Annotated in this window: 17 protein-coding genes; 9 read left to right on the top strand and 8 right to left on the bottom strand. The window is 59.6% G+C overall.

Features of this window, described 5'->3' with window-relative positions; all coding sequences use genetic code 11:
• Positions 1-66: 66 nt before the first annotated feature.
• The 3 genes from proX to CQ009_RS12285 are packed head-to-tail and all read right to left on the bottom strand — an operon-like array spanning position 67 to position 3171.
• Positions 67-1089 carry a glycine betaine/L-proline ABC transporter substrate-binding protein ProX gene (proX, locus tag CQ009_RS12295; RefSeq protein WP_163030252.1) on the bottom strand — a complete coding sequence of 341 codons (1023 nt, stop codon included), beginning with the start codon at positions 1087-1089 and terminating at the stop codon, positions 67-69.
• A gap of 43 nt (positions 1090-1132) precedes the next feature.
• A complete protein-coding gene (proW, locus tag CQ009_RS12290) occupies positions 1133-2086 on the bottom strand; it encodes a glycine betaine/L-proline ABC transporter permease ProW (RefSeq protein WP_105706459.1) in 954 nt (317 codons plus the stop codon).
• Positions 2087-2136: 50 nt separating this feature from the next.
• A complete protein-coding gene (locus tag CQ009_RS12285; RefSeq protein WP_016986065.1) occupies positions 2137-3171 on the bottom strand; it encodes a glycine betaine/L-proline ABC transporter ATP-binding protein in 1035 nt (344 codons plus the stop codon).
• Positions 3172-3538: 367 nt separating this feature from the next.
• On the opposite strand from CQ009_RS12285, the gene CQ009_RS12280 reads away from it, so the two are divergent.
• The 4 genes from CQ009_RS12280 to CQ009_RS12265 all read left to right on the top strand — a co-directional run bounded on the left by CQ009_RS12280 (position 3539) and on the right by CQ009_RS12265 (position 8617).
• A complete protein-coding gene (locus CQ009_RS12280; protein WP_007913217.1) occupies positions 3539-4498 on the top strand; it encodes a LysR family transcriptional regulator in 960 nt (319 codons plus the stop codon).
• A gap of 140 nt (positions 4499-4638) precedes the next feature.
• Entirely contained in the window at positions 4639-6012 is a 1374-nt protein-coding gene (locus CQ009_RS12275) for an MmgE/PrpD family protein (protein WP_105706458.1), read from the top strand.
• A gap of 77 nt (positions 6013-6089) precedes the next feature.
• Positions 6090-7325, top strand: a complete 1236-nt coding sequence (locus tag CQ009_RS12270; RefSeq protein ID WP_177430987.1) for an aromatic ring-hydroxylating dioxygenase subunit alpha — start codon at positions 6090-6092, stop codon at positions 7323-7325.
• Between the two features lie 140 nt (positions 7326-7465).
• On the top strand, positions 7466-8617 hold the full coding sequence (locus tag CQ009_RS12265; protein ID WP_105706454.1) for an MFS transporter: 1152 nt from the start codon (positions 7466-7468) through the stop codon (positions 8615-8617).
• Positions 8618-8625: 8 nt separating this feature from the next.
• On the opposite strand, the gene CQ009_RS12260 is transcribed toward CQ009_RS12265, so the two are convergent.
• Entirely contained in the window at positions 8626-9189 is a 564-nt protein-coding gene (locus tag CQ009_RS12260) for a hypothetical protein (RefSeq protein ID WP_105706452.1), read from the bottom strand.
• Between the two features lie 188 nt (positions 9190-9377).
• Positions 9378-10316 (bottom strand): aromatic amino acid DMT transporter YddG, encoded by a 939-nt coding sequence (yddG, locus tag CQ009_RS12255; protein ID WP_105706450.1) that lies wholly within the window; start codon positions 10314-10316, stop codon positions 9378-9380.
• A gap of 280 nt (positions 10317-10596) precedes the next feature.
• Between yddG and CQ009_RS12250 the strand changes: the two genes are divergently transcribed.
• The 5 genes from CQ009_RS12250 to CQ009_RS12230 all read left to right on the top strand — a co-directional run bounded on the left by CQ009_RS12250 (position 10597) and on the right by CQ009_RS12230 (position 17847).
• A complete protein-coding gene (locus CQ009_RS12250) occupies positions 10597-11931 on the top strand; it encodes an MFS transporter (protein WP_371920140.1) in 1335 nt (444 codons plus the stop codon).
• 149 nt (positions 11932-12080) lie between these two features.
• On the top strand, positions 12081-13274 hold the full coding sequence (locus tag CQ009_RS12245; protein WP_105706445.1) for an ABC transporter substrate-binding protein: 1194 nt from the start codon (positions 12081-12083) through the stop codon (positions 13272-13274).
• Positions 13275-13277: 3 nt separating this feature from the next.
• A complete protein-coding gene (locus tag CQ009_RS12240; protein WP_105706443.1) occupies positions 13278-14147 on the top strand; it encodes a branched-chain amino acid ABC transporter permease in 870 nt (289 codons plus the stop codon).
• A 5-nt stretch (positions 14148-14152) separates the two neighbouring features.
• Entirely contained in the window at positions 14153-16624 is a 2472-nt protein-coding gene (locus CQ009_RS12235) for a branched-chain amino acid ABC transporter ATP-binding protein/permease (RefSeq protein ID WP_256585412.1), read from the top strand.
• On the top strand, positions 16621-17847 hold the full coding sequence (locus CQ009_RS12230; protein WP_064390017.1) for an amidohydrolase family protein: 1227 nt from the start codon (positions 16621-16623) through the stop codon (positions 17845-17847). Before CQ009_RS12235 ends, CQ009_RS12230 begins: the two co-directional genes overlap by 4 nt.
• Here CQ009_RS12230 and CQ009_RS12225 read toward each other — a convergent pair.
• The 3 genes from CQ009_RS12225 to CQ009_RS12215 form a co-directional block, all read right to left on the bottom strand.
• Positions 17844-18536, bottom strand: coding sequence for a GntR family transcriptional regulator (locus CQ009_RS12225; RefSeq protein ID WP_064390016.1), 693 nt, complete (start codon positions 18534-18536; stop codon positions 17844-17846). The two genes, CQ009_RS12230 and CQ009_RS12225, sit on opposite strands and share 4 nt — an antisense overlap.
• Positions 18537-18645: 109 nt before the next feature.
• The gene (locus tag CQ009_RS12220; RefSeq protein ID WP_105706439.1) at positions 18646-20217 is read right to left on the bottom strand and encodes a gamma-glutamyltransferase family protein; all 1572 of its coding nucleotides are present in this window, start codon (positions 20215-20217) and stop codon (positions 18646-18648) included.
• A gap of 75 nt (positions 20218-20292) precedes the next feature.
• Positions 20293-21408: an aromatic ring-hydroxylating dioxygenase subunit alpha gene (locus tag CQ009_RS12215; RefSeq protein WP_105706437.1), complete on the bottom strand. Its 1116-nt coding sequence runs from the start codon at positions 21406-21408 to the stop codon at positions 20293-20295.
• Positions 21409-21433 lie beyond the last annotated feature (25 nt).

Here is a 21433-nt window from a genome sequence, read left to right as displayed (position 1 = left end):
ACTTGAAACGACAACCCGTTGGTTTGGCGACTGGCACGGCCCGCCGCCAACCCGTAGTTGCACCGATTACTTCGCTGCCGCTCGGGCGTCACTCAACCAGCCGTCATAGGCTTGCTGATTGGCCTTGATCCATTCCGCGGCATGCCGTTTGATGTCGGCCAGCGACTTTTCACCGTTCTGCATGCGCAGGTTTTGCGCACTTTCAGCGGCTGTAGGGATGCTGACTTCAGAGAGGAATTTGCGCGCCACCGGGTTCTTCTCGGCGAACTCTTTGTTCATGACGGCATTGACCGTGTCCACCGGGAAACCGAGGTTCTTGCCATCATGGAAAGTGTCCTTGCTTTCCTTGCCATCCGGCAGCGAGGTGAACGGCACCGGCAACCAGACCACGTCACGCCCTTCCACCAATACGCTGGCGATCCACTGCGGAACCCAAGTGAAGAACAGCACGGGCTTGCCTTGCTGAAAGCGCGCAATGGTGTCCGCCATCAAGGCGAAGTACGAGCCGCGGTTGTCGACCACGGTGGGCCCCAGACCGTAGGCTTTCATGTGGTGCTCAACCATGATTTCGCAGCCCCACCCCGGGTTGCAGCCTGTCAGGTCAGCCTTGCCGTCACCGTTGCTGTCGAAGAGTTTGGCGATTTCGGGTTTCTTCAGGTCTGACAGATCCTTGATCTGATAAGCCTCGGCGGTCTTCTTGTCGATCATGTAGCCCTGCAGCACGCCCTTCATGATTTGCCCGACCTTGACCATCACATCATCGCCGCCGGCCTTCTCATAAAACGCTTGGTGCAGGTGTTCCCATTCATGCACGGTGAAATCCGCATCGCCGTAAGACAGCGCGAGAAACATCGCCGGGTAGTCGACTTCTTTCGGCTGTTTGACGTCATAGCCCAGTTCCTTGAGGCCGGCGATCACGACTTCACCGCGAAAGCGCTCTTCGGCGATAGTCGGGAAGATCGGCGTAATCGAAACGCCCGCGCCGGGTTTGTTGGCATCGGCCGCGTAAACCGCCGAGCACAGCAAGGTGCCAAACACCGAAGCCACCAGGCTCGCAACCACGCTTTTCTTGAGATTTGTCAGTTTCATGTTTCACCACGCTTGGAATTTTTAATGGGGTGAGCAGGCCAACTCAATTCGTCACTGGACGTGCAACGTTCTTCTTTTTCTTCAGTTTCATGACCAGCCCCACCGGGCCGCTTTCATACCAGCGCTGACCGCTGGCCAGATCGCTGCTGCGCTCACCCATTGCCTGGGTCAGTCGGTCAAGGAATACCGCGAGCAGCACCAGGCCGGCACCGCCGACGCTGGCCAGGCCCATGTCGAGGCGACCGATGCCGCTCAACACCATCAAGCCCAGACCGCCTACCGAGATCATCGACGCAACCACTACCATCGACAGCGACAACATCAGCGTCTGATTGAGGCCGGCCATCATCGTCGGCGCCGCCAACGGCAACTGCACCTTCATGAGCATTTGCGTGCCCGTACAGCCGAACGCTCGCGCCGCTTCGACCTTGTCGGCCGGAACCTGACGAATGCCGAGGTTGGTCAGTCGCACCAATGGCGCGACAGAAAAGATGATGGTGACGATCACACCGGGCACGTTGCCGATGCCGAAGAGCATGACCACCGGCACCAAATAGACGAATGCAGGGAGCGTTTGCATGGCATCGAGCACCGGGCGAATGATCATTTCCGTGCGATCACTGCGTGCGCACAGGATGCCGAGCGGGATGCCGATAACCGCGCAAAACAGCAGCGATGTCAGCACCAGGGCCAGCGTGACCATTGCATCGCTCCACACACCGATCAGTCCGAGCCCGGTGAGGGTTGCGACGCTGAAGATGGCGATGCGCTTGCCGCCAATCTGCCAACTGATCAGTCCGGCGATGATGATGAATACCGTGGGCGGAACCGACAGTAATCCCCACTGGACACCGTCGAGCACTTGATCGACTGGCCAGCGGATCGAGCGAAACACTTCCCTGAAGTTATGCACCAAGTATTTAAGGGCGGTTTCCACCCAGGATCCCAAAGGAATATTGAGACTTTGAAAGGGATCTAAAAAGTTGAAGTCTGACATGATGCTACCTCGCACTCAGAAACGGCGTATCAATTCTGGTTATTCGCAGTTCAGCTGTTACACAGGCAGCTCAGAAGATGGCCTTGCGAAATAGAGCCTTTATAAAGCCCAACTTCATCCACAACCGGCATGGGAGTTGCCGAGGCAGCAACAAGATGAAAGATGTCGCGCAGAGACGCTTCCGCTTTAATCGGTGTTTGCCCGCCAGGGATATAAGCGACATTGCAATCCTGCTGGGCGATATCGCCCGCTTTCAGAATGCGACTGGTGTCGAAGCCATTAAAGAAATCACGCACATATTTATTCACCGGGTTGCACAGAAGTTCACGCGGCGTGCCGATTTGCACCACGCGCCCGCCTTCCATGATCGCAATGCGGTGACCGATGCGAACCGCTTCTTCGATATCGTGGGAGATGAAAATGATCGTGCGGTCCTGCTCGGCCTGAAGCTTGATCAGCTCGCCCTGCATCTCGCTGCGAATCATCGGATCAAGTGCCGAGAAGGCTTCGTCCATCAGCAGAATGGCGGGATCGTTGGCCAGCGCGCGGGCCAGACCGACGCGTTGCTGCATGCCGCCGGAGAGTTGGTGGGGAAAGCTCAGCTCCTGCCCCGAAAGCCCGACCTGCTCCAGTGCGCCCATCGCGCGGCAATAGCGTTCTTTTTCGCTGACACCGCTGATTTCCAGGCCGAAGCTGACGTTGTCGATGACACTCATGTGCGGCATCAAAGCAAACGACTGGAAGACCATGCCCATGTCTTTGCGGCGAACCTGCAACAAGTCCTTGTCGCCCAGGCCGGTGATTTCCTTGCCATTGAGAAAGATCTGCCCGGACGTCGGTTCGATCAACCGATTGAACAATCTGACCATGGTCGATTTGCCAGAGCCGGACAAACCCATGATCACGAAAATCTCGCCACGGCGAACAGAGAAGTTGGCATCAAAAACACCAATCGCCTGACCGGTCTTTTTGAACACTTCAGCTTTTGATGCACCTTCTTTAACCATTTTCATGGCAAGTGCTGGCTGCGTACCGAAGACTTTGAAAACATTTTTTACGCAGATGATCTCGTCGGAACTTGTCATACCTTGCCTCCTTCGCATCGTGCATCTTTCGCATTAAGCGACAGGCAAACGAGCAAAAATAATTGTAAGCGGCAGCGGTAATGAATAGATGTCTTCACGACGGGCTTCCTTTTATTATTTTTGAGGTCCCAGGAAAAAGGGATGTTTCAAATCTATTAGCATCACCCCGGTTAATCCAACTACATTTACAGGGACAATTTGATAACGTCAGGTTATCGGAGATGACGACGGTGGCGAGTAACAGCCGCTTTCGTGCCCTGAGCGACCGGGTCTATCCCCGCAGCGACGCCGGCATAGCCCACGGCGGACGGTTCCGTTACCCTCCTCGCGCTTCGTTGGGGAGCTGTATCGTTAGGAGAGTGTACGAATGAGCAAGCATGTCGACCCTGACACCATCCTGCTGAAAATGCCGTCCTTGAGGGCTGTGAAGGCATTTGTGGCTGCGGCCAAATACGAAAGCTTCACCCGTGCGGCGGAGGCACTGTGCGTTTCCCAAGCCGCGATCAGCCGGCAGATCCGTGAGCTGGAAAGCTACCTGGGCGCGCAACTGTTTACCCGGGTCGGCCGTGCGGTGGAGCTGACGGCCGCCGGCGCGGTGTTCTTCGATGCCGCGCAACTTTCGTTCGTCAACATCGCCCAGGCTGCCGAACGCATCCGCAGCAGCCAGTCGACCAAGAAGGTTCTGACCGTCTGTTGCTCGCCGGCCTTTTCCGCGCTGTGGCTGTCGAATCATCTGCAGGAGTTCTTCGCGCAGTGCCCGGACATCGAGCTCAACTTGATCACCACGCAGAACTTTCTGACCATGGAACCCGGTGTCCAGCCGGACATCTTCATCACCAAGATTTCGCGCATCCGTGACGGTTATAGAAGCTACCCGTTGTGCCACGACGTGATTTACCCGGTGTGCACCCCGCAGTATCTGGAGAAGCACCCGGAAATTTCGACGATCGAAGGCGTGCGTGATTCGGCATTGCTCAACCTCAGTCCCTACGGCCGCTCGCAAGTTGCCGAGCATGTCGACTGGGGCGTGTGGCTGGCGTTTCAGGCCATCGATATCGATGATCGTCCGCCGAACAGCCCGCAGATCTTCAACGCCAACGACTACAACCTGCTCATCAGCATGGTCTTGACCCATCAGGGCATTGCGCTGGGCTGGAATCACCTGGTCACGGGGTTGGTGCAGCAAGGCTTGCTGGTGCGACCGATCGAGCAACAGGTGCAGTTGCGCAACAGCTGGCACTACCTGAGCTGTCGCGAAAGCTCCGAAAACGAAGACGAGCTGCGGCGTTTTCGCGAATGGATTCTGGCGAAGTTTCCCCGCCGTTAATTCAGTCCGCACAGGCGTCGGCTGATTTGGTTATCAATAGCCCGACGAAAATGTTGCTAGAGCAGCACCCTCCCCTGGCTCATTGTTGAGCCGCGCCGACCATGATCGGCTCGGCTCAACTCACAGGAAGGGATTGTTGAATGTCACTCTTCGAATTCTGTCGCGACTTTGATTTCCTCGATGCCCCGTTCAAGACTCGTGCAATTGTGCAGAACAGTCTGCTGGACATCGTCGGCGTCATGGCCGGCGCGGCCAGCAATGACACCAGCAGCGCCATGCGGCGTTTTGCCGAACTGCATTACCCGGCTGGCGCTTATAGCAGTCGTCTGATCTTTGCCGGACAGCGCGTCAACGTACTCGGCGCAGCCTGGGCCGGAGGTTTCAGCGCTGACAGCCTCGACGCCCACGAAGGCCACTTCAAATCCAAGGGCCACGCCGGTGCCACTGTTGTTCCTGCGGTGCTTGCCCTCGCCGATGCGCTGCATCATCGAGGCCAGTCGATCAGCGGCCATGAACTGCTCACCGCTCTGTGCATCGGTTATGAAACGGCGCTGCGGGCCGGTTCCGCATTGATGGCGACCTCGCCGACTTATCACGCATCGGGTGGTTTTTCCGCGCTCGGTGTTGTCTGCGCCGGCGCGCGGTTGCTGGGCTTTGATGAGCCGACCTTTCGCCATGCCTTGGGCATCGCCGAATACTTCAGCGCACGTTGCCCGATGATGCGCCTGATACACGCGCCGACGATGCTGCGCGATGCCCACGGCGCAGGTGCATTTGCGGGTTTGAACGCCCTGCTCATGGCCCGGGAAGGCATCACCGGTGCACCGGCAGAAACGGTTGAAGACGTCACCGTCGCTGAATACTGGACCGATATCGGTACACGCTGGGAGATCGACAGCCAGTACTTCAAACCCTGGCCAGTCTGCCGCTGGGCGCAACCGGCGCTGACCGCCATGCTCGAACTGCAGCGGGAAAATCCACAGCTCGATGCCGACTCGATAGAAACCGTTCGCGTGGAAACGTTCTACGAGTCGATGTGTTTGCAGGGCCATACACCAAGTGATGCCGACCAGGCGCAGTACGCCCTCGCCTTCCCGCTGGCCGCACTGATTGTCCGGGGCAAGGTCGGTCCGGAAGAAGTCACCGGGGCGGCGATTTTTGCCGAAGATATTCTGGCACTGAGCCGCCGTATCGAAGTCGTCGAAGCCGCTGATATCTCCGCTCGCTTCCCCGACGAAATCCTCTCGCGACTGACCATCACCCTGAAGAACGGTGCGGTGCTGGTGAGTCCGGTCACTGCCGCGCGGGGCGATCCCGAAACGGCTCTGAGTGCTGAAGAGCTGAGCCAGAAATTTGATCTGTTCGCCAGCGGTCTCGGTGTAGAACGCAGTGCCGAGGTGAAAGCGGCGATCAAACACATCGCTCAATCCAGTTGCGCCATTACTGCTCTAGCGCCGATTTTTCACGCCGCTCCGGCACACCAGTCAAACCCCATCGATAACGCCAACGCATGAATTGCCCACAGCAAATGTCGTTTGTGATCGCTGTCCTGCGCCCTATAGGCTGAGGGCTATGTCGCCCTGGGAGGATAATAATGAATAAAGAAAGCGTTTTTGACCTGATCGCACAGCGCAAACCCTGGCACTCGCTGCCGGGCGCTCTTTACAGCAGTGAAAGCGTTTACCGCCAGGATCTTGAGCAGATCTGGCACAAGGACTGGATTTTCGCCGGCCACACCTTTGAAATCACCAAACCGGGGCAGTATTTCACCCTGCAGATCGGGGACTATCCCGTTGCAGTGGTACGCGGCAAAGACGGCGAGGTCCGGGCGTTCCATAACGCCTGCCGTCACCGTGGCGCGAAAATCTGCGAAGCCGATCACGGCAAAGTGGCGAAGATGGTTTGCCCGTATCACAAGTGGACGTACGAGCTGGACGGCAACCTGTTGTTCGCTGGCAACATGGGCCAGGATTTCGACAAATCCCAATACAGCCTGAAAAGCGTTCACTGCGAGATCGTCGACACCTACATTTATGTCTGCGTGGCCGCCAAGGCTCCTGATTTCGAAGGTTTCCGCAAAGCCGTCAGCCCTTTCATTGCGCCGCACTATCTTGAAAACTGCAAAGTGGCGTTCGAATCGAACATCATCGAGAAAGGCAACTGGAAGCTGGTCTTCGAAAACAATCGCGAGTGCTATCACTGCGACGGCTCGCACCCGGAGCTGCTGCACTCGTTCGTCGATAACCTTTCGGTAGGCGGCGTCAGTGGCGAAGATGATCCAGAGCTGTCGGCTTACTGGTCCAAGTGCGAAAGCGCCGGGTTGCCAAGCCGTTTGGTGATGGATATCAACGGCCAGTTCCGCATGACCCGTATTCCCCTGTCATCCGGTGCCGTCAGCTACACCATGGACGGCAAACCAGCCGTTGCCGGGCGCCTGGACAAGACAGCTGAAGCGGACATTGGCGCGCTGCTGTACTTCCACTACCCCTCCACCTGGAATCACTTCCTCGGTGACCATGCGTTGAGCTTTCGCGTGCTGCCGATCAGCGCTACGGAAACATTGGTCACCACCAAGTGGCTCGTTCCAAGCACGGCGGTGGAAGGCGTTGACTACAATATCGATCGCCTGACCAAAGTCTGGATTGCCACCAACGATCAGGACCGCACGCTGGTCGAAGGCACCCAGCGTGGCGTGACATCGCCGTCGTACGAACCGGGTCCTTATTCGGAAACCGCCGAGACCGGCGTTTGTCAGTTCGATGACTGGTACTGCGCGACCATGATGGATCGGCTCAAAGGCCCCATCCCTTTGAAGTCTGTTGGCTGATCCGTTCTCCTCACCAGTTCCACTCCTCCTCCCTTCCAGCATCCCGACGGATGCTGGAAGGGACTCTTTTGCTTCGAAAAGCTGTTATTCCGGCTTGTAGCCAAAAAAACCGGGAGACACCGATAAGGATGTCCGCCTCAATGAACACCCCGACATCATCCGTGGCGACTTATGCAAACTACGGCGAACGCGTGTCGACCCGCATCATATTCTTGATCACCGGCATCGTGATGTCGGCCTGGGCGCCACTCGTGCCGTTAGTCAAAGCGCGCACGGGGCTGGACGACGGTGGACTGGGCCTGTTGTTGCTGGGATTTGGTATCGGCTCGATCGTCGCCATGCCATTTGCCGGTTACCTGACCGCACGTTTTGGCTGCCGGCCAGTGATCATCTGCTCAACGCTCGCGTTGTGTTCGGTGCTGCCGATGCTCAGCCATCTGACCTGGCTGCCGGGGCTGGCACTTGCCGTACTGGGGTTCGGCGCGAGCATGGGCATGCTCGATTGCGCAATCAATATCCAGTCGATCATTGTTGAAAAGAACAGCGGCGAAACCCTGCAATCCGGGTTCCACGGGCTCTACAGTGTCGGTGGCATCGCCGGTGCCGGGGCCATGACGGCGATGCTCAGCCTGGGGCTGGATCCGCTGCTGTCCGTGCTGTGCCTGGTGGCAATCATCCTTGCCGCGCTGTACAAGGCTGCGCCAGGTTTGCTGCCCTATGGCACCGAGAGAGATGGCCCGTTGTTGGCAATTCCACGAGGGATCGTGCTCCTGTTGGGCTGCCTGTGCTTCATTGTGTTCCTGACTGAGGGCGCCATGCTCGACTGGAGCGCGGTTTTCCTTGCCTCGCAACGCGCAATGGAACCCAGCTACGCCGGTTTGGGTTATGCGAGTTTTGCAGCGGCGATGACGCTCGGGCGCCTGACCGGAGACGCCATCGTCAGCCGACTGGGTGGCGTTCGCGTGGTGGCGCTGGGCGGGATCTGCGCGGCGGCAGGCATGCTGGTTTCGCTGGTGTTCGAGAGCTGGCAGGCGTCATTGCTGGGCTATGCCTTGGTCGGTATCGGATGCTCGAACATTGTCCCGGTGCTGTTTACCGCGGCGGGCCGGCAACAGCGCATGCCCCAGCGCACCGCCATCCCGGCGATCATCTCCATGGGCTATGCCGGCATTCTCATGGGGCCGGCATTTATCGGCATGGTTGCGCACCTCAGTACGCTGGTGGTCGCGTTGGGTGGCTTGGTTTTTCTATTGTTGTTTGTCAGTTACGCCGCGAGATTTTTGAAAGCCTGATGCGCTGGTCACAAGCCTTTGGAACATTGATCGGCTTGAAGGAAATCTTTTAGCGAAGCCTGATAAAGGGTCAGTGGTCGATTGTCGGGCTGCGACAGTGCAAATGGAATCACCACGAGATGTGAAACCGTTGTGGCGTTTACTGAATAGGTTTTTTGCCTGCAAACGCCGTTTTCTTTATTCAGAATGAACTCAAACTTGAACAGGTCGGGCCTTGTACACCAACTCGGAATCAAACCAAAACTCAACCCCGTCAAATACTCTTGCGTGCAAGCGCCACCCAATGAAAATTCCGAGATTTTTATGTCCAGTGCAGGGCGGCTCGAGGCTGTGGGGCTGGAGCTGAGATCCTGCGCATTTGGAATCATGTTCTTTGTCAGCGCATAGGCGTCTTTGCCAAGGCGACTGTTTTTCCAGGGAGAGTCTATTTCGTAACTGAAGCTGGAGATGATTTCCTGTGTTCCATTTCCGGCTCGCTCGTTGATTGTCGGCACGGTCGCATAGGAGGTACATCCTGAACACAGCATCGCAACACTGACAACAACACATCCATGAGCTATTAAGCGGCGCATTCTAAATTTCAGTCCCCACTATTGATCAGCCATTGCACTGGCGTTTTTCTGGCCTGCTTCGGCCAGCTTCTTTTGCACATAAAAGAGCATCAACACTGAATTTCTCTGAGCCTGTCGAGACTCAATTGCGGGAGACTTGTGACAGCCGCAATTTAGCATCAGGCAAGGGGTGACCGCTAAGGTCTCTTTCAGTGAGGGGGTTCGCCCACGCTGACCTTGATCGGAGTTGCCTGGGAAACCTTGTGCTGCCGGGTCGCCTGCCAACACAGTAGCGAGCCCACCGTCACCAGCACGGCGCCCTGCCAGAACTGCATCTGCAAACTGACGCCCAGCCACAGCGCGGCGAACGCCGACGACAGCACCGGTGCGGAGTAGGACGCGGTCGCCAGCAAGGTCAGGTTTCCCCGCAGGATGCCGATGTTCCAGAGTGCGTAACCGCCGGCCATGGCGATTCCGGCAGCCAGCAGCTCCAGGGAATTTTCCCAAGTGAATGGCGGAATCTGTTCCTGGCTCACGTACCACTTCCCCCACAGTACGACGGACGTCAGCACAAAAAACAGCACCACCAGATTCTGCCCGCCGGCATAGCGACGCGTGACATTGCAATACAGCGCAAAGGTGATCGCACAGGTCAATGCAAGGCTGTAGCTCAACGGGTTGGACTGAACATTGCGCACAATCCCCGGCAGCGACAACCCCTCGCCACTGACCACCCACAAGATGCCGAAAATCGCCAGCGCGGAGCCGGGAATGATGAACCAGCGGGTTTTCTGCCCGTTCATGACGATCGCCAGCACCACGGTCAGGCACGGCCACAGATAATTGACCACGCCCAGTTCGATGGCTTGATGGCGATCACTGGCGAAACCCAGCGCCAACGACAGGCACACCTCATAAGCGACGAACAATGCGCTGCCGAGCAGCAGATAGAGTCTGGATGTCGAACGAATCCGCGGGCGGCCGAGAAATACCAGCAACAGCATGGCGCCCAGCGAATAAATCATCGCAGCGCCACCCAGCGGGCCGAAGTGCTCGCTGACGCCCCTGATCAATCCGGCGGCGGTACTCCACAAAACAATCGCCACCAAACCACACGCTGTGGCGGCCCGCTCACCTTTGATCAGCATCATGACTCCTGGCACAAAATGGCAACTCGACCGCACAGGCTAACCAGCGAAAGAGCATCAATAAAGGAACATTTTTGCCCTGCAAAGGATGAGCTGTCGTTATGACTCAGCCTTGATTGACCTGCGTCCAACTGTCGCAGCAAACAGCCATTGGAAAATTCCGCACAAGCCTTAGAATCCCGCGCGCTCTCGCAGTCGCCGGATCTGGTGACCGCAGCGTACCCAACCGCCCTGCCCGTTCGGCGGGCACCCGCACCACACACCCCGGCTTGGCAATCGCATGCGCAGAGGCGCACGTTGCGCTGTTCGATCTCTTGAGGTTTTTATGTCTCCGCGTTTGCTGGCCATGGCGCTGGCGCCCCTGCTCGGGCTGTTCATTGTTGCGCTGGGCAACGGTTTCCTGTCTTCGCTGACCACCCTTCGACTGGACGCTGCCGGCGCTTCAGCGACGATGATCGGCGTCGTTTCATCGGCCTACTTCATCGGGCTGACCCTGGGTGCCGTATTCAATGACCGCTTGATTTTGCGTATCGGCCATATCCGCGCCTACGGCAGCTTTGCTTCGCTGATCGCCGTGACCATCCTGCTGCAGGGATTGTTCTATGACACTTGGGGCTGGTTCGCGCTGCGCCTGATCAATGGCTGGGCCACGGTCGGCGTGTTTCTGGTGATCGAAAGCTGGCTGCTGTTGGCGGGCGACGCGAAGATTCGCGGGCGCTTGCTCGCGTTGTACATGATCGTCTTGTACGGCGCCGGTGTACTGGGCCAGGCAGCGCTGGGAAAAATCACCGGGTTGAGCGACAGCGCACCGTTCATGGTTGCCGGCATGCTCGCGTCGTTGTCGGTGCTGCCGATCGTGATCCTGCCGCGCGTGTCGCCGCTGCTCGATCAGGTGGAACCGCTCAAGCCTCGACAACTGTTGGGCGTGACGCCGACCGGGCTGGTCGGCTGTTTCGGCTCGGGTGTCACCATCGCGGCGATCTACACCTTGCTGCCGCTATACCTGCAACGCGCCGGGCTGAATGTCAGTGAAGTCGGCAGCATGATGGCCTGGACCATCCTCGGCGCGATGCTTCTGCAATACCCGGTCGGGCGTTGGTCCGACCGTAAGGATCGCCTGCAGGTGCTGACGATTCTGACGGTGGCGTGCACCGTGTTATCGCTGGTGATCGTGCTGTTGCCGTTGTCCGCGACAATGCTCGCGGTGATGCTGTTTCTGCTCGGTGGCGGCGTGTTTGCGCTGTACCCGGTTGCCGTCAGCCATGCCGCCGACCGTGCGCCTGCCGAAGCATTGGTGCCGATGATTCAGGGCTTGCTGTTGATCAACTCGCTGGGTTCGGCGATCAGTCCGATGATGATTTCGCCGGTGATGAATTCCTTCGGCGCCAATGGTCTGTTCTGGGTCTTCGCACTGGTCAATCTGTGCATGGTCACTTTCTTTCTGTGGCGACGTGGCAAACGCCCGGTCCCGGCCAATCCCGCGCCGTTCGCAGCGGCGGCAACGTTCTCGCCGACGGGCGCTGAGCTGCGGGTGACCGAAGACTTGCGACAGGCTGTGCAGGAGCATCCGCCCATGGTCGATGCCTTGAGTGGTGAGCCAGCGCCGCAGCAATAAACGCGCTTCCGCGTGGTGCAGAACGCCTCCATTTGGAGCGCCAACTCGCCACACAACGCTGCAAAAGCCGGAGTTTTGATAGCCAGACCGAGTGGCACCCTACTTGCTAGCAATAATTTTATAACTGCTAGCAATCAGGAGAATCAACTATGGCTACTCGGCTTCAAAACCTGCAGCGTCTGCTGTTTCCCGTGGCTGCGGCAGTCACGCTCAACCTGGCCATGTCCGGTGGCGCGCAAGCGGCCGAGCCGCCGATCAAGATCGGTCTGGTCGCCGCGCTTTCGGGGCAGTCGGCCAAGTCCGGTGAAGCCCTGACTCGCGGTTTGACCATGGCCATCAATGAGGTCAATGCCAGTGGCGGCGTGCTCGGGCGCCCGCTGGAACTGGTCCGTCGCGACGATGAAAGCAACCCGTCCAAGGGCATCCTCGCCGCTCGTGAACTGGTCCAGCGCGAAAAAGTCGCGGTGCTGTTTGGTGGCCTCGATACGCCGGTTTCCCTGGCCATCGTGCCATTGGTCAACCAGATGAAAGTGCCGTTCATGGGCATCTGGGCGGCGGGGACGAAAATCACCGAGAACGGCGCCGCCGACAACTACGTATTCCGGGTTTCCGCCGTCGATGAGCTGGTCGATGAAGCCCTGGTGAAATACGGCGTCGACCACGGCATGAAGAAGCCGGGGATGATCCTCATCAACAACCCGTGGGGCGAGTCCAACGAGGCTGGCCTCAAGCGCGCCCTGGAAAAACGTGGCATGGCCAGCGCCGGTGTCGAGCGTATACAGGACAGCGATCTCGACGTCGTGCCGCAGCTGACCCGCTTGAAAAACGCCGGTGCAGACACCCTCCTCCTCGTCGGTAACGTCAGCCCTTCCGCGCAAGTCGTGAAGTCTTTGGATCGCATGGGTTGGGACGTGCCGGTCGTCTCGCACTGGGGGCCGGCCGGTGGTCGTTTTGGTGAGTTGGCCGGGCCGAATGCATCGCGCGTGCATTTCATCCAGACCTACGTGTTCACCGAGCACAACAGCGCCAAGGGCGATGCCTTGTTGGCCGCGTTGAAAACGGCTTACCCGCAGATCAAGACGCTGGCCGACGTGACGCCAGCGGTCGGCATTGCCAATGCGTACGACGGTCTGCACCTCGCCGCTCTGGCGATGGCAAAAGCCGGCAGTACCGACGGCAAGGCGATCCGCGACGGCTTTTACGCCATCAGCGACTACGCCGGCTTGATCAAGCACTACCAGCAACCCTTTACCCCAGCAAAGCATGACGCGTTAGGCCCGGACGATTACCTGTTCACGCACTTCGTCAACGACCAGATCGTGCCGCTCAAGCCTGAGGAGTAAGCCATGTACACCGCCGCCATCATCTCCGGGCTTGGCCTCGGCAGCATGTACGCGTTGCTGGCGTTGGGGTTTCACCTGACCTACGTCGTCTCGCGCACCGTCAATTTTGCCCAAGGCAGCGCCATGATGGTCGGCGCGGTGCTGGGCTACACCTTTTGCATTAACTGGGGCTGGTCGCTGTGGCTCGCGCTGCCGCTGACATTGTTGCTCTGTGCGCTCTATGGCCTGGCAATTGAACGCTGGCTGGTACGGCCCTTCCACAGTCGTGGCTCACAGGCCTGGCTGATGGCGACGGTGGCCGGAGGAATTCTGGTGGACAACCTCGCGCTGTTCACCTTCGGCAAGGAGCCGCGCCAGTTTGAAAGCAGTCTGGCCAACCTGAATGTCGAGCTGTTTGGCAGCAACGTCGGCGCCCTGCAAATGCTTATTCCACTGGCAGGCGCGGCGATTGCCCTGGCGCTGTATCTGGTGCGGCGTTACACCCGGCTGGGCAAAGTGCTGGAAGCCTGCGTGCAGAATCCCCGCGCAGCAATGCTGATGGGGATCAACGTCAATCGGGTGGTCGCCATTGCCTTTGCGGTTTCCACGGTATTTGCAGCCGTGGCCGGTTTGTTGATTGCGCCGCTGTTCAGCGTCAACGCGGAAATGGGCATGCTGTTCGGCCTCAAAGCCTTTGCCGTGGCCATTCTCGGCGGCATCACCAGTGCCGGCGGTGTCTTCACGGCAGGCCTGTTATTTGGTCTGACGGAAGCGCTGATCACGATGTATTTCGGCTCGGCCTTCACGCAGATCTTTACCTTTGCGTTGGTCATCGTCGCGCTGGCGATTCGTCCCAACGGTCTGTTCGGCAGCCAGGCATTGGTGAAAGTATGAAAAGCATGCCTACTCTGCTCATCGCCCTGCTCGCTGTCGCGTGTGGCGTCATGGCGTTCACACTCGACAGCTACTCATTGCTGGTTTTTACCCTGTGCGCGCTGGCGACAGTGGTCGGCGTGAGCCTCAATATTCTGATCGGCCTCAGCGGGCAGATTTCCTTTGGCCATATAGCCTTCTATGCGATCGGTGCCTATGTCTCGGCACTGCTGACCTTGGCGGGTTGGCCGTTGTGGCTGGCTCTGCCGATCGCCGGTGTGGCGGCCGGGGTGATTGGCGCGCTGTTGGCAATTCCTGCCCTTCGCGTTAGCGGTCCGTATCTGGCGATGATCACCATTGCGTTTGCTTTTGTGGTGCATCACAGCCTGATCGAATGGCGTGACGTCACCGGTGGCTCCAACGGTTTGATGGGCATCCCGATGCCGGAATTTGCCGGCCTCGACCCGTCAATCTTCCTTGCTTTGTTGGCGGCGGCGCTGATGATTGGCGCCCTGCTCTTTTTTCAGCGCCTGAGCCACAGTCGCTGGGGCAAAGCCATGCTCGCGGTGAAAGCCTCGGAAATTGCCGCGCGCTCGCTGGGCTTCAATCCGGTGATCAGCAAGACCCTGGCGTTTGCCTTGTCGGCGGCTTTGACCGGACTGGCGGGCGGCTTGCTCGCGCCGCTGCTGATGTTCATCAACCCTGAATCCTTTCCGTTTTCGCAGTCGATTCTGTTTGTGCTGGCGGTAATTGTCGGCGGCAGCGGCCGGTTGTTCGGGCCGCTGATTGGCGCGCTGTTGATTGTGCTGGTGCCGGAGTTGCTGTCGGATTTTGCCGAGTATCGCTTGCTGATCTTTTCCACTTTGCTGCTGTTGGTGCTATGGATCGCACCCAACGGTTTGCTGGGCGCCCTCGCCCGACGCTGGAGCAAACCGGTTCGCTTGCTGCCACCCACGCAGTTCAATCAGCAGCGCATTGCCGCGCATCTACGCAGCCGTGGCCCGAATTGCGGATTGCGCGTCAGCGATATCGGCATTCGCTTCGGTGGCGTGCAGGCGGCGCAACACGTCAGCCTGCATGCACCGGCTGGCAGCATCACCAGCATCATCGGCCCTAACGGCGCTGGTAAAACCACTGTGCTCAATATGATCAGCGGTTTTTATGTGCCGGACAGTGGCCAGATCGAACTGCAACAACCGCTGGCGGGGCTGCCTGCCTGGAAGAGCGCCCGGGCCGGGATTGCTCGCACCTATCAGACGACTTTGCTGTTCGGCGAAATGTCGGTCATGGACAACCTTCTGGTGGCGATGCAGCAGGGACGCATGGGCTGGCCGTTCAGCCTGTCCACCACCGAGCAACGCAGCTTGGCCCTGGATCTACTGGCCTTGGTCGGCTATCGCGGCGAAGTGAATATTGCTGCCGAGGATCTGCCTCATGTCGATCGTCGCCTGGTGGAAATCGCCCGCGCACTGGCCACGGCGCCTGCGGTGTTGTTGCTGGATGAACCCGCAGCGGGCCTGAGTCGTCGTGACACCGATGATCTCGCCTTATTGCTGCGCAAACTGGCGGACTTTGGCCTGACAGTGATTCTGGTCGAGCACGATATGGCGTTGGTGATGTCGGTGTCTGAGCAGCTGTTGGTGCTCGACGCCGGCAAGCCGATTGCGTCGGGGCCGCCGGCTGAAATCCGGCAAAATCCGCAGGTCATCGCGGCGTATCTGGGCGGTACCGAGTATCAAGCCACACCGCGCGCGCAAGCCTGGAACGGCAGCCGCGATGCGCGATTGTACGTGCAGGATCTGGTGATCGATTACGGCGCCTCAGCCGTGGTCGACAAGGTCAACCTGCTGGTCAATCCCGGTGAACTGGTGGCAATTCTCGGCGCTAACGGCGCGGGAAAATCGAGCATCCTGCAGTGTCTGGCCGGTCTGCATCGCGCCACCAGCGGCAGCATTGTGCTGGACAACGAAAACATCGAACTGGCCAGCGCCAGCACGATCGCCGCCAAAGGTCTGGCCCTGGTGCCGGAAGGCCGTCAGGTCTTCCCTTACCTGAGTGTGCGCGACAACCTGTTGCTCGGTGGCTATTCGCGCCGCGAGTCCTTCGATGCCGAGGCTGAAATCGAGGCCATCCTCAAGCGCTTCCCGCGCCTGCGCGACCGCATCGACAACCCGGCAGGCCTGCTTTCCGGGGGCGAACAACAAATGGTCGCCGTGGGTCGTGGCCTGATGGCCAAGCCCAGCATTCTTCTGCTCGATGAGCCGTCACTGGGTTTGTCGCCCGCGATGATCGGCGAGTTGTACGACGCACTGGCCGCCCTGCGCGACGAGGGCGTGACCATCCTGCTGGTGGATCAAATGGCCAACCTCGCGCTGCAAGTGGCAGATCGCGCTTATGTCCTGGAAACCGGGACCATTGTCAAAGCCGCCGGCTCCACCGAACTGCGCGCCGACAAAGCGTTGGCAGCCGCTTATCTGGGTGAAGGGGCCAGCGCATGAGCGCTCTGAAAATCATCAATGCGCGGCTGGGCAGCGATCACCGCGTGACTGAGCTTTACGTCGAGAACGGCTACTTTGTCGACCGCTTCAGCGCGACCGTCAGCCCTTGGCAAACCCTTGACCTGCAAGGCCGGTTGATCCTGCCGGGGCTGATCGAAAGCCATATCCATCTGGACAAGGCCTGCATCATGCAGCGCTGTCATCTGCAGGAAGGCACGCTGGCCGAAGCCGTCGCGCAAACCCGCGCGGCGAAAGCCGAGTTCACCGAAGACGATGTCTATCAGCGCGGTGCGCAGGTGCTGGACAAGGCGATCGTGCAAGGCACGACGCACATGCGCACCCATGTCGAACTGGACCCGCAGATTGGCCTGACCGGATTCAACGCGATTCGCCGTTTGCAGGCGGATTACGCCTGGGCCATCAGCCTGGAAATCTGTGTATTTCCGCAAGAGGGCATGCTGAACAATCCGGGAACTGAAGCCCTGCTCTGCCAGGCTCTGGAAAGCGGCGCCACCGTACTTGGCGGCTGCCCCTACATGGACAGCGACCCGCACGGGCAGATCCAGCGTCTGTTCGAACTGGCAGTGCGCTACGACTGCGACCTGGACCTGCACCTGGATTTCGACCTGAACAGCGAGGGCATGACGGTCATGGAAGTGGCACGCTGCACGCAGCTGCACGGCTGGGGTGGTCGCGTCACCATCGGTCACGCGACCAAGCTGTCGACGCTGCCCCGTGAGCCACTGACGGTGCTGGCTCTGCATCTGGCTAAAGCAGGCGTGCAGGTGACTTGCCTGCCAAGCACCGATCTGTTTTTGCTGGGCCGCGAGGCGTTTCACAACAAACCCCGAGGGCTGGCGCCGCTGGCGCATCTTCACGCGTGCGGCGTGAGGTGCTCGGTTTCCACCAACAACATCGGCAACCCGTTCACGCCGTATGGCGACGCGTCGTTGATTCGTCAGGCCAACCTGTTCGCCAACGTCAGCCAGATGGGTACGGTGGCGGAATTGCTGCAATGCCTGGCGTGGGTATCCAGCGAGTCGGCCGCGCTGCTCAGATTGAAGGATTACGGTGTGCGCCCAGGTTGCCGCGCCGATTTCATTGTGTTCGACGCGCCTTCGCCAGCGGCGGTGATCGCCGAAATAAGCGCACCGCTGATGGGCTTCAAGGGCGGACGCCAGACGTTCAGCCGGCCGGCGGCAACGTTGATGAAAGCGACTTAATCAATCAACGCCTGCTTGAGGTTGAACTCGGCAGGCACACTTTCATCCAGCGCCAACTGCGCTTCCAGTTCATCCAGATGCTCGATCATGACCGCCACGGCTTTTTCGTTATCGCCATTTTCCAGCGCGGTGATGATTTCCTGGTGCTCATCGGAAGCGCAGGATGGCACGTCATTGCGCTGATACAGCGCGACGATCAATGAACTGCGCACCATCAGGTTGGCGAGGATGTCGCTGAGCACGGCATTGCCACTGATCTCGCCAAGCAGCAGGTGAAACTCGCTGAGCTCGCGGACGATGGCGCGGCGATCAGTGTCGTTGGTGGCTTTGCGTTCGTTGTTCATGTGGGTGGCGATGCGCTGCCGTTGCTTGCGCATGGTTGCCGGTGTGATCGCCTCGACAATCGCCCGCTCGATGGCGCGACGCGCACTGAAAATATCTCGTGCTTCACGTGCCGTTGGCTGGGCGACCATGGCGCCGCGATTGGCTTCGATGGTCACCACTTTTTGCATCGCCAGACGCTGCAACGCTACCTGCACGTGATTGCGGTTGGCTTGCAGGGTTTCGACAATTTGCGCTTCGATCAGTCGAGTGCCCGGCGGCAGTCGATGCTGGGCGATCGCGCTGAACAGCGCATCGACGATACGTTGCACCTCAAGCTGTTTGGCGGTGACAGTGCTCAAGCCCATCCTTACCTCTGTTGTCCAGAAAGCCGGCCAATCCAACATCTGCGGTTGGCGGGCAATGGCCGGCATTATCCGCCAGCCGCCGGGGCCCGGCAAATGCCCATAGCAAAGGTCAGTCCACCTGGCCGAGTCCCGTGCCCTCGCCCCGTGGATCATGCATGGCGCTGCGCCGACCTTCGGCATCAATAGCGATAATGCCGGCGTGGCCGGTCATGGGGCTGCGCACCGGAATGATCTCCACCGCATGCCCGAGCAGGCCGAGGCCTTCAATGGTGCTGGCGCGCATATCGCCTTCCAGTTTGAGATTGTCCGTGCTGTCGAAAAAGCTGCGACCCAGCAGAAAACGCGGGGTCAGCAGCGCCTGGTCAACAGGCTGCTGAAAGTCGATCAGTTGCGTCGCCAGGACCATTTGCGTCTGCGGCTGGCCATCGCCGCCCTGGGTGCCGAAGAACCAGCGGCGGCCATCGTCAGCCAGATAGCAGGAAGGATTGAGCGTGTGCGCCGGACGCTTGCCGGGCGCCCAGCCGTTGACGTGTTCGGGGTTGGCGTTGAAACCCGCCGCGCGGTTCTGCCACAACACACCGGTGTCGCCGAGCATGCAGCCCGAACCGAAGTCATGGAACAGGCTCTGGATCAGGCAGGCCGTCCGCCCTTCGGCATCGGTCGCGGCCATCCACACGGTATCGGCAGGTCGCCCCGGCTCGTTCCACGGCGCGGCACGCCGGTCATCGATGGCAGCGGCATACGCCTGAATCTGCGCGTCCTCCAGGCTGGCGGCGAAATCCCACGGTTGGCTCAGCGGATCGCACAGCTGCGCATTGCGCCGCAGCAAGCCTTGTTTGATGGCTTCGACCAGATAGTGATAGTAAAGCGCGCTGCCGTTGCCAACGTCTGCCAGCGGCTTGTGTTGCAGCGCGGCCATGGCCTGCAACGTGTACAAACCTTGGGATGGCGGCGCGACATTGTAGAGGCGGCCAGCGCGATAGCGTACCGAGACCGGTGCGACTTCCGGCGCTCGGGTCGCCGCCAGATCGGCTGTCGTCAAGCCGCAGCCCAGGCCATCAAAGGCTGCTCCGAAAGCTTCGGCCAGTTCGCCGTGATAGAAATCCTCGACGCCATGTCTGGCCAGATGCCGCAGGGTGTTGGCCAGTTCGGGTTGGCGCAGGGTATCGCCCTCGCGCAGCCACTGCCCATCGCGCTTGCACAGCCGATGCAGGTCCGGCAGTTGCTCGATCAGCGGGCGCCGCAGGGTTTGCCAGAACAGTTGCGATCGCGAAACCTCGATACCGGCATCGGCCACGCTCGCGGCGTCTGTCAACAGATCAGACCAACCGAGTCGTGAGCCCCACTGGTGACGACTGATGTCGGCGGCGGTCCGCCAACTCGCCAGCGCGCCTGCTGTGCTGGCCACCGACGCCGGACCGCGCACGGTGATGATTCCGCCCTCCGGCAAACGTTGCCCGGCCTGGCCAATCCCCACGATGGTGCGCACTTGTTTGTCGTGGATCATCCATAGGGCATCGCCGCCCAGCCCGGTCATGTGCGGGAACACTGCGGCGAGCATGGCACTGGCCGCGAGCATGGCATCGATGGCCGTGCCGCCCGCTTCAAGAATCCGCAGGCCGGCGGCGCTGGCTTCGGCATGAGGCGTACAGATCACCGCACGACTGGAGGTTGCGATCATGTTTGCAGGCTCTCTCTTTGCTAGCTATCGGAATAGTTTTTGTTAGCAAAGCAAGATGTATGCCCTCAGGAACAGTCATTCCTCTTCTTGGCTGATGTCCAGAAGCGGAATCGGCTCGATCGCCCAAGCGCGAATCTGACGACGTTCAGGGCTGGGCACTGCGCAGGCCTTGCGCCCGGTGAAGGTTCGCGCAAGACGCTCTTCATCGATGCGCCAGCCGCGCTGTTCCAGTGCCTGTACGTCTTTGCGGAATGCAATCTGCAGTGCGTCGGATTTCAACGACACCTCCTGCTGAAAGGAGTCGGGCACGCGCTCGGGCCGCACGTTTTTAAGCACGACGTGGTCTTGTTCGAAGATGCGGATATTGCTGGCAATGAACCGACGATCCAGCAGTCGCGAGCGCAGGAACGTTCTGCCCATCATCCACCAGGTGCGCGTGCGATTGGCGTCAATCGGCACATGCGCCGAGACGATGTAGATCCGCCAGCCGTTGGGTAACTCAAGTTCAAGCGTTGTGCACGGCCCGGACAAATGGAAACCCGGAACGGTGACCACACTGACAAACTCGGTGGAGGATTTGCGCCGCAGCAGCCCTTTGCGTGCTGGCCTGCGCATGAGCATCTGGGCGGTGCCGCTCCATGCATCGCTGTCGACCTCGAATGATTCAATCTCGGGATGATCCGGATCGCCGAAGGTTGAACCATGGACAAACGGTGCGTGCGCGAAGTCCAGACCGTTTTCGATAATCCGGTCCCAACTGGCCTGCCAGTCAAAGTGGCCCGAGACCACGCGGATGGCGGGATCGTCGATCCAGTCGAGCGTCGGCAACGGTGGGCGCTCAGACTCCGGCAGATCACCTAAAAACGCCCAGATCCAACCGTAGCGCTCCAGCGTCGGGTACGCATCGACGCGGGCCTTGGCGGGAATCCGCAGGTCGGGCTGCGCCGGTATCTGCGTGCAGACACCATCACCGCCAAACCGCCAGCCGTGATAGGGACATTGCACGCTGTTGCCCACTTTGCTGCCGGCGGACAGCGAGCCGCCGCGATGCACGCAGATATCCGAGAGCAGGTGAGCGACACCCGCGTCATCGCGGAACGCCACGAACGGTTGTCCGAGCAATCGAACCGGCATCAGTCCATCAGTCAACTGCGACGATGGGAGAACGACATACCAGAGGTTTGTAAGCATGGGGGGCGTGGGATCCGTCAGTACG

Origin of the sequence: Pseudomonas sp. MYb2 (assembly GCF_002979955.1) — a bacterium.
Taxonomy (GTDB): Bacteria; Pseudomonadota; Gammaproteobacteria; order Pseudomonadales; family Pseudomonadaceae; genus Aquipseudomonas.
The sequence above is the reverse complement of the archived record's forward strand: the minus strand, read 5'-3'. Positions and strand labels throughout refer to the sequence as shown.

Excerpts from the sequence above, each read along its gene's own strand:
- CQ009_RS12285 (WP_016986065.1), bottom strand. The coding sequence starts at position 3,171 with ATGACAAGTTCCGACGAGATCATCTGCGTAAAAAATGTTTTCAAAGTC.
- CQ009_RS12240 (WP_105706443.1), top strand. The coding sequence starts at position 13,278 with ATGTACACCGCCGCCATCATCTCCGGGCTTGGCCTCGGCAGCATGTAC.
- proX (WP_163030252.1), bottom strand. The coding sequence starts at position 1,089 with ATGAAACTGACAAATCTCAAGAAAAGCGTGGTTGCGAGCCTGGTGGCT.
- CQ009_RS12215 (WP_105706437.1), bottom strand. The coding sequence starts at position 21,408 with ATGCTTACAAACCTCTGGTATGTCGTTCTCCCATCGTCGCAGTTGACT.
- CQ009_RS12245 (WP_105706445.1), top strand. The coding sequence starts at position 12,081 with ATGGCTACTCGGCTTCAAAACCTGCAGCGTCTGCTGTTTCCCGTGGCT.
- CQ009_RS12275 (WP_105706458.1), top strand. The coding sequence starts at position 4,639 with ATGTCACTCTTCGAATTCTGTCGCGACTTTGATTTCCTCGATGCCCCG.
- CQ009_RS12220 (WP_105706439.1), bottom strand. The coding sequence starts at position 20,217 with ATGATCGCAACCTCCAGTCGTGCGGTGATCTGTACGCCTCATGCCGAA.
- CQ009_RS12225 (WP_064390016.1), bottom strand. The coding sequence starts at position 18,536 with ATGGGCTTGAGCACTGTCACCGCCAAACAGCTTGAGGTGCAACGTATC.
- yddG (WP_105706450.1), bottom strand. The coding sequence starts at position 10,316 with ATGCTGATCAAAGGTGAGCGGGCCGCCACAGCGTGTGGTTTGGTGGCG.
- CQ009_RS12260 (WP_105706452.1), bottom strand. The coding sequence starts at position 9,189 with ATGCGCCGCTTAATAGCTCATGGATGTGTTGTTGTCAGTGTTGCGATG.
- CQ009_RS12280 (WP_007913217.1), top strand. The coding sequence starts at position 3,539 with ATGAGCAAGCATGTCGACCCTGACACCATCCTGCTGAAAATGCCGTCC.
- proW (WP_105706459.1), bottom strand. The coding sequence starts at position 2,086 with ATGTCAGACTTCAACTTTTTAGATCCCTTTCAAAGTCTCAATATTCCT.
- CQ009_RS12235 (WP_256585412.1), top strand. The coding sequence starts at position 14,153 with ATGCCTACTCTGCTCATCGCCCTGCTCGCTGTCGCGTGTGGCGTCATG.
- CQ009_RS12265 (WP_105706454.1), top strand. The coding sequence starts at position 7,466 with ATGAACACCCCGACATCATCCGTGGCGACTTATGCAAACTACGGCGAA.
- CQ009_RS12230 (WP_064390017.1), top strand. The coding sequence starts at position 16,621 with ATGAGCGCTCTGAAAATCATCAATGCGCGGCTGGGCAGCGATCACCGC.
- CQ009_RS12250 (WP_371920140.1), top strand. The coding sequence starts at position 10,597 with ATGCGCAGAGGCGCACGTTGCGCTGTTCGATCTCTTGAGGTTTTTATG.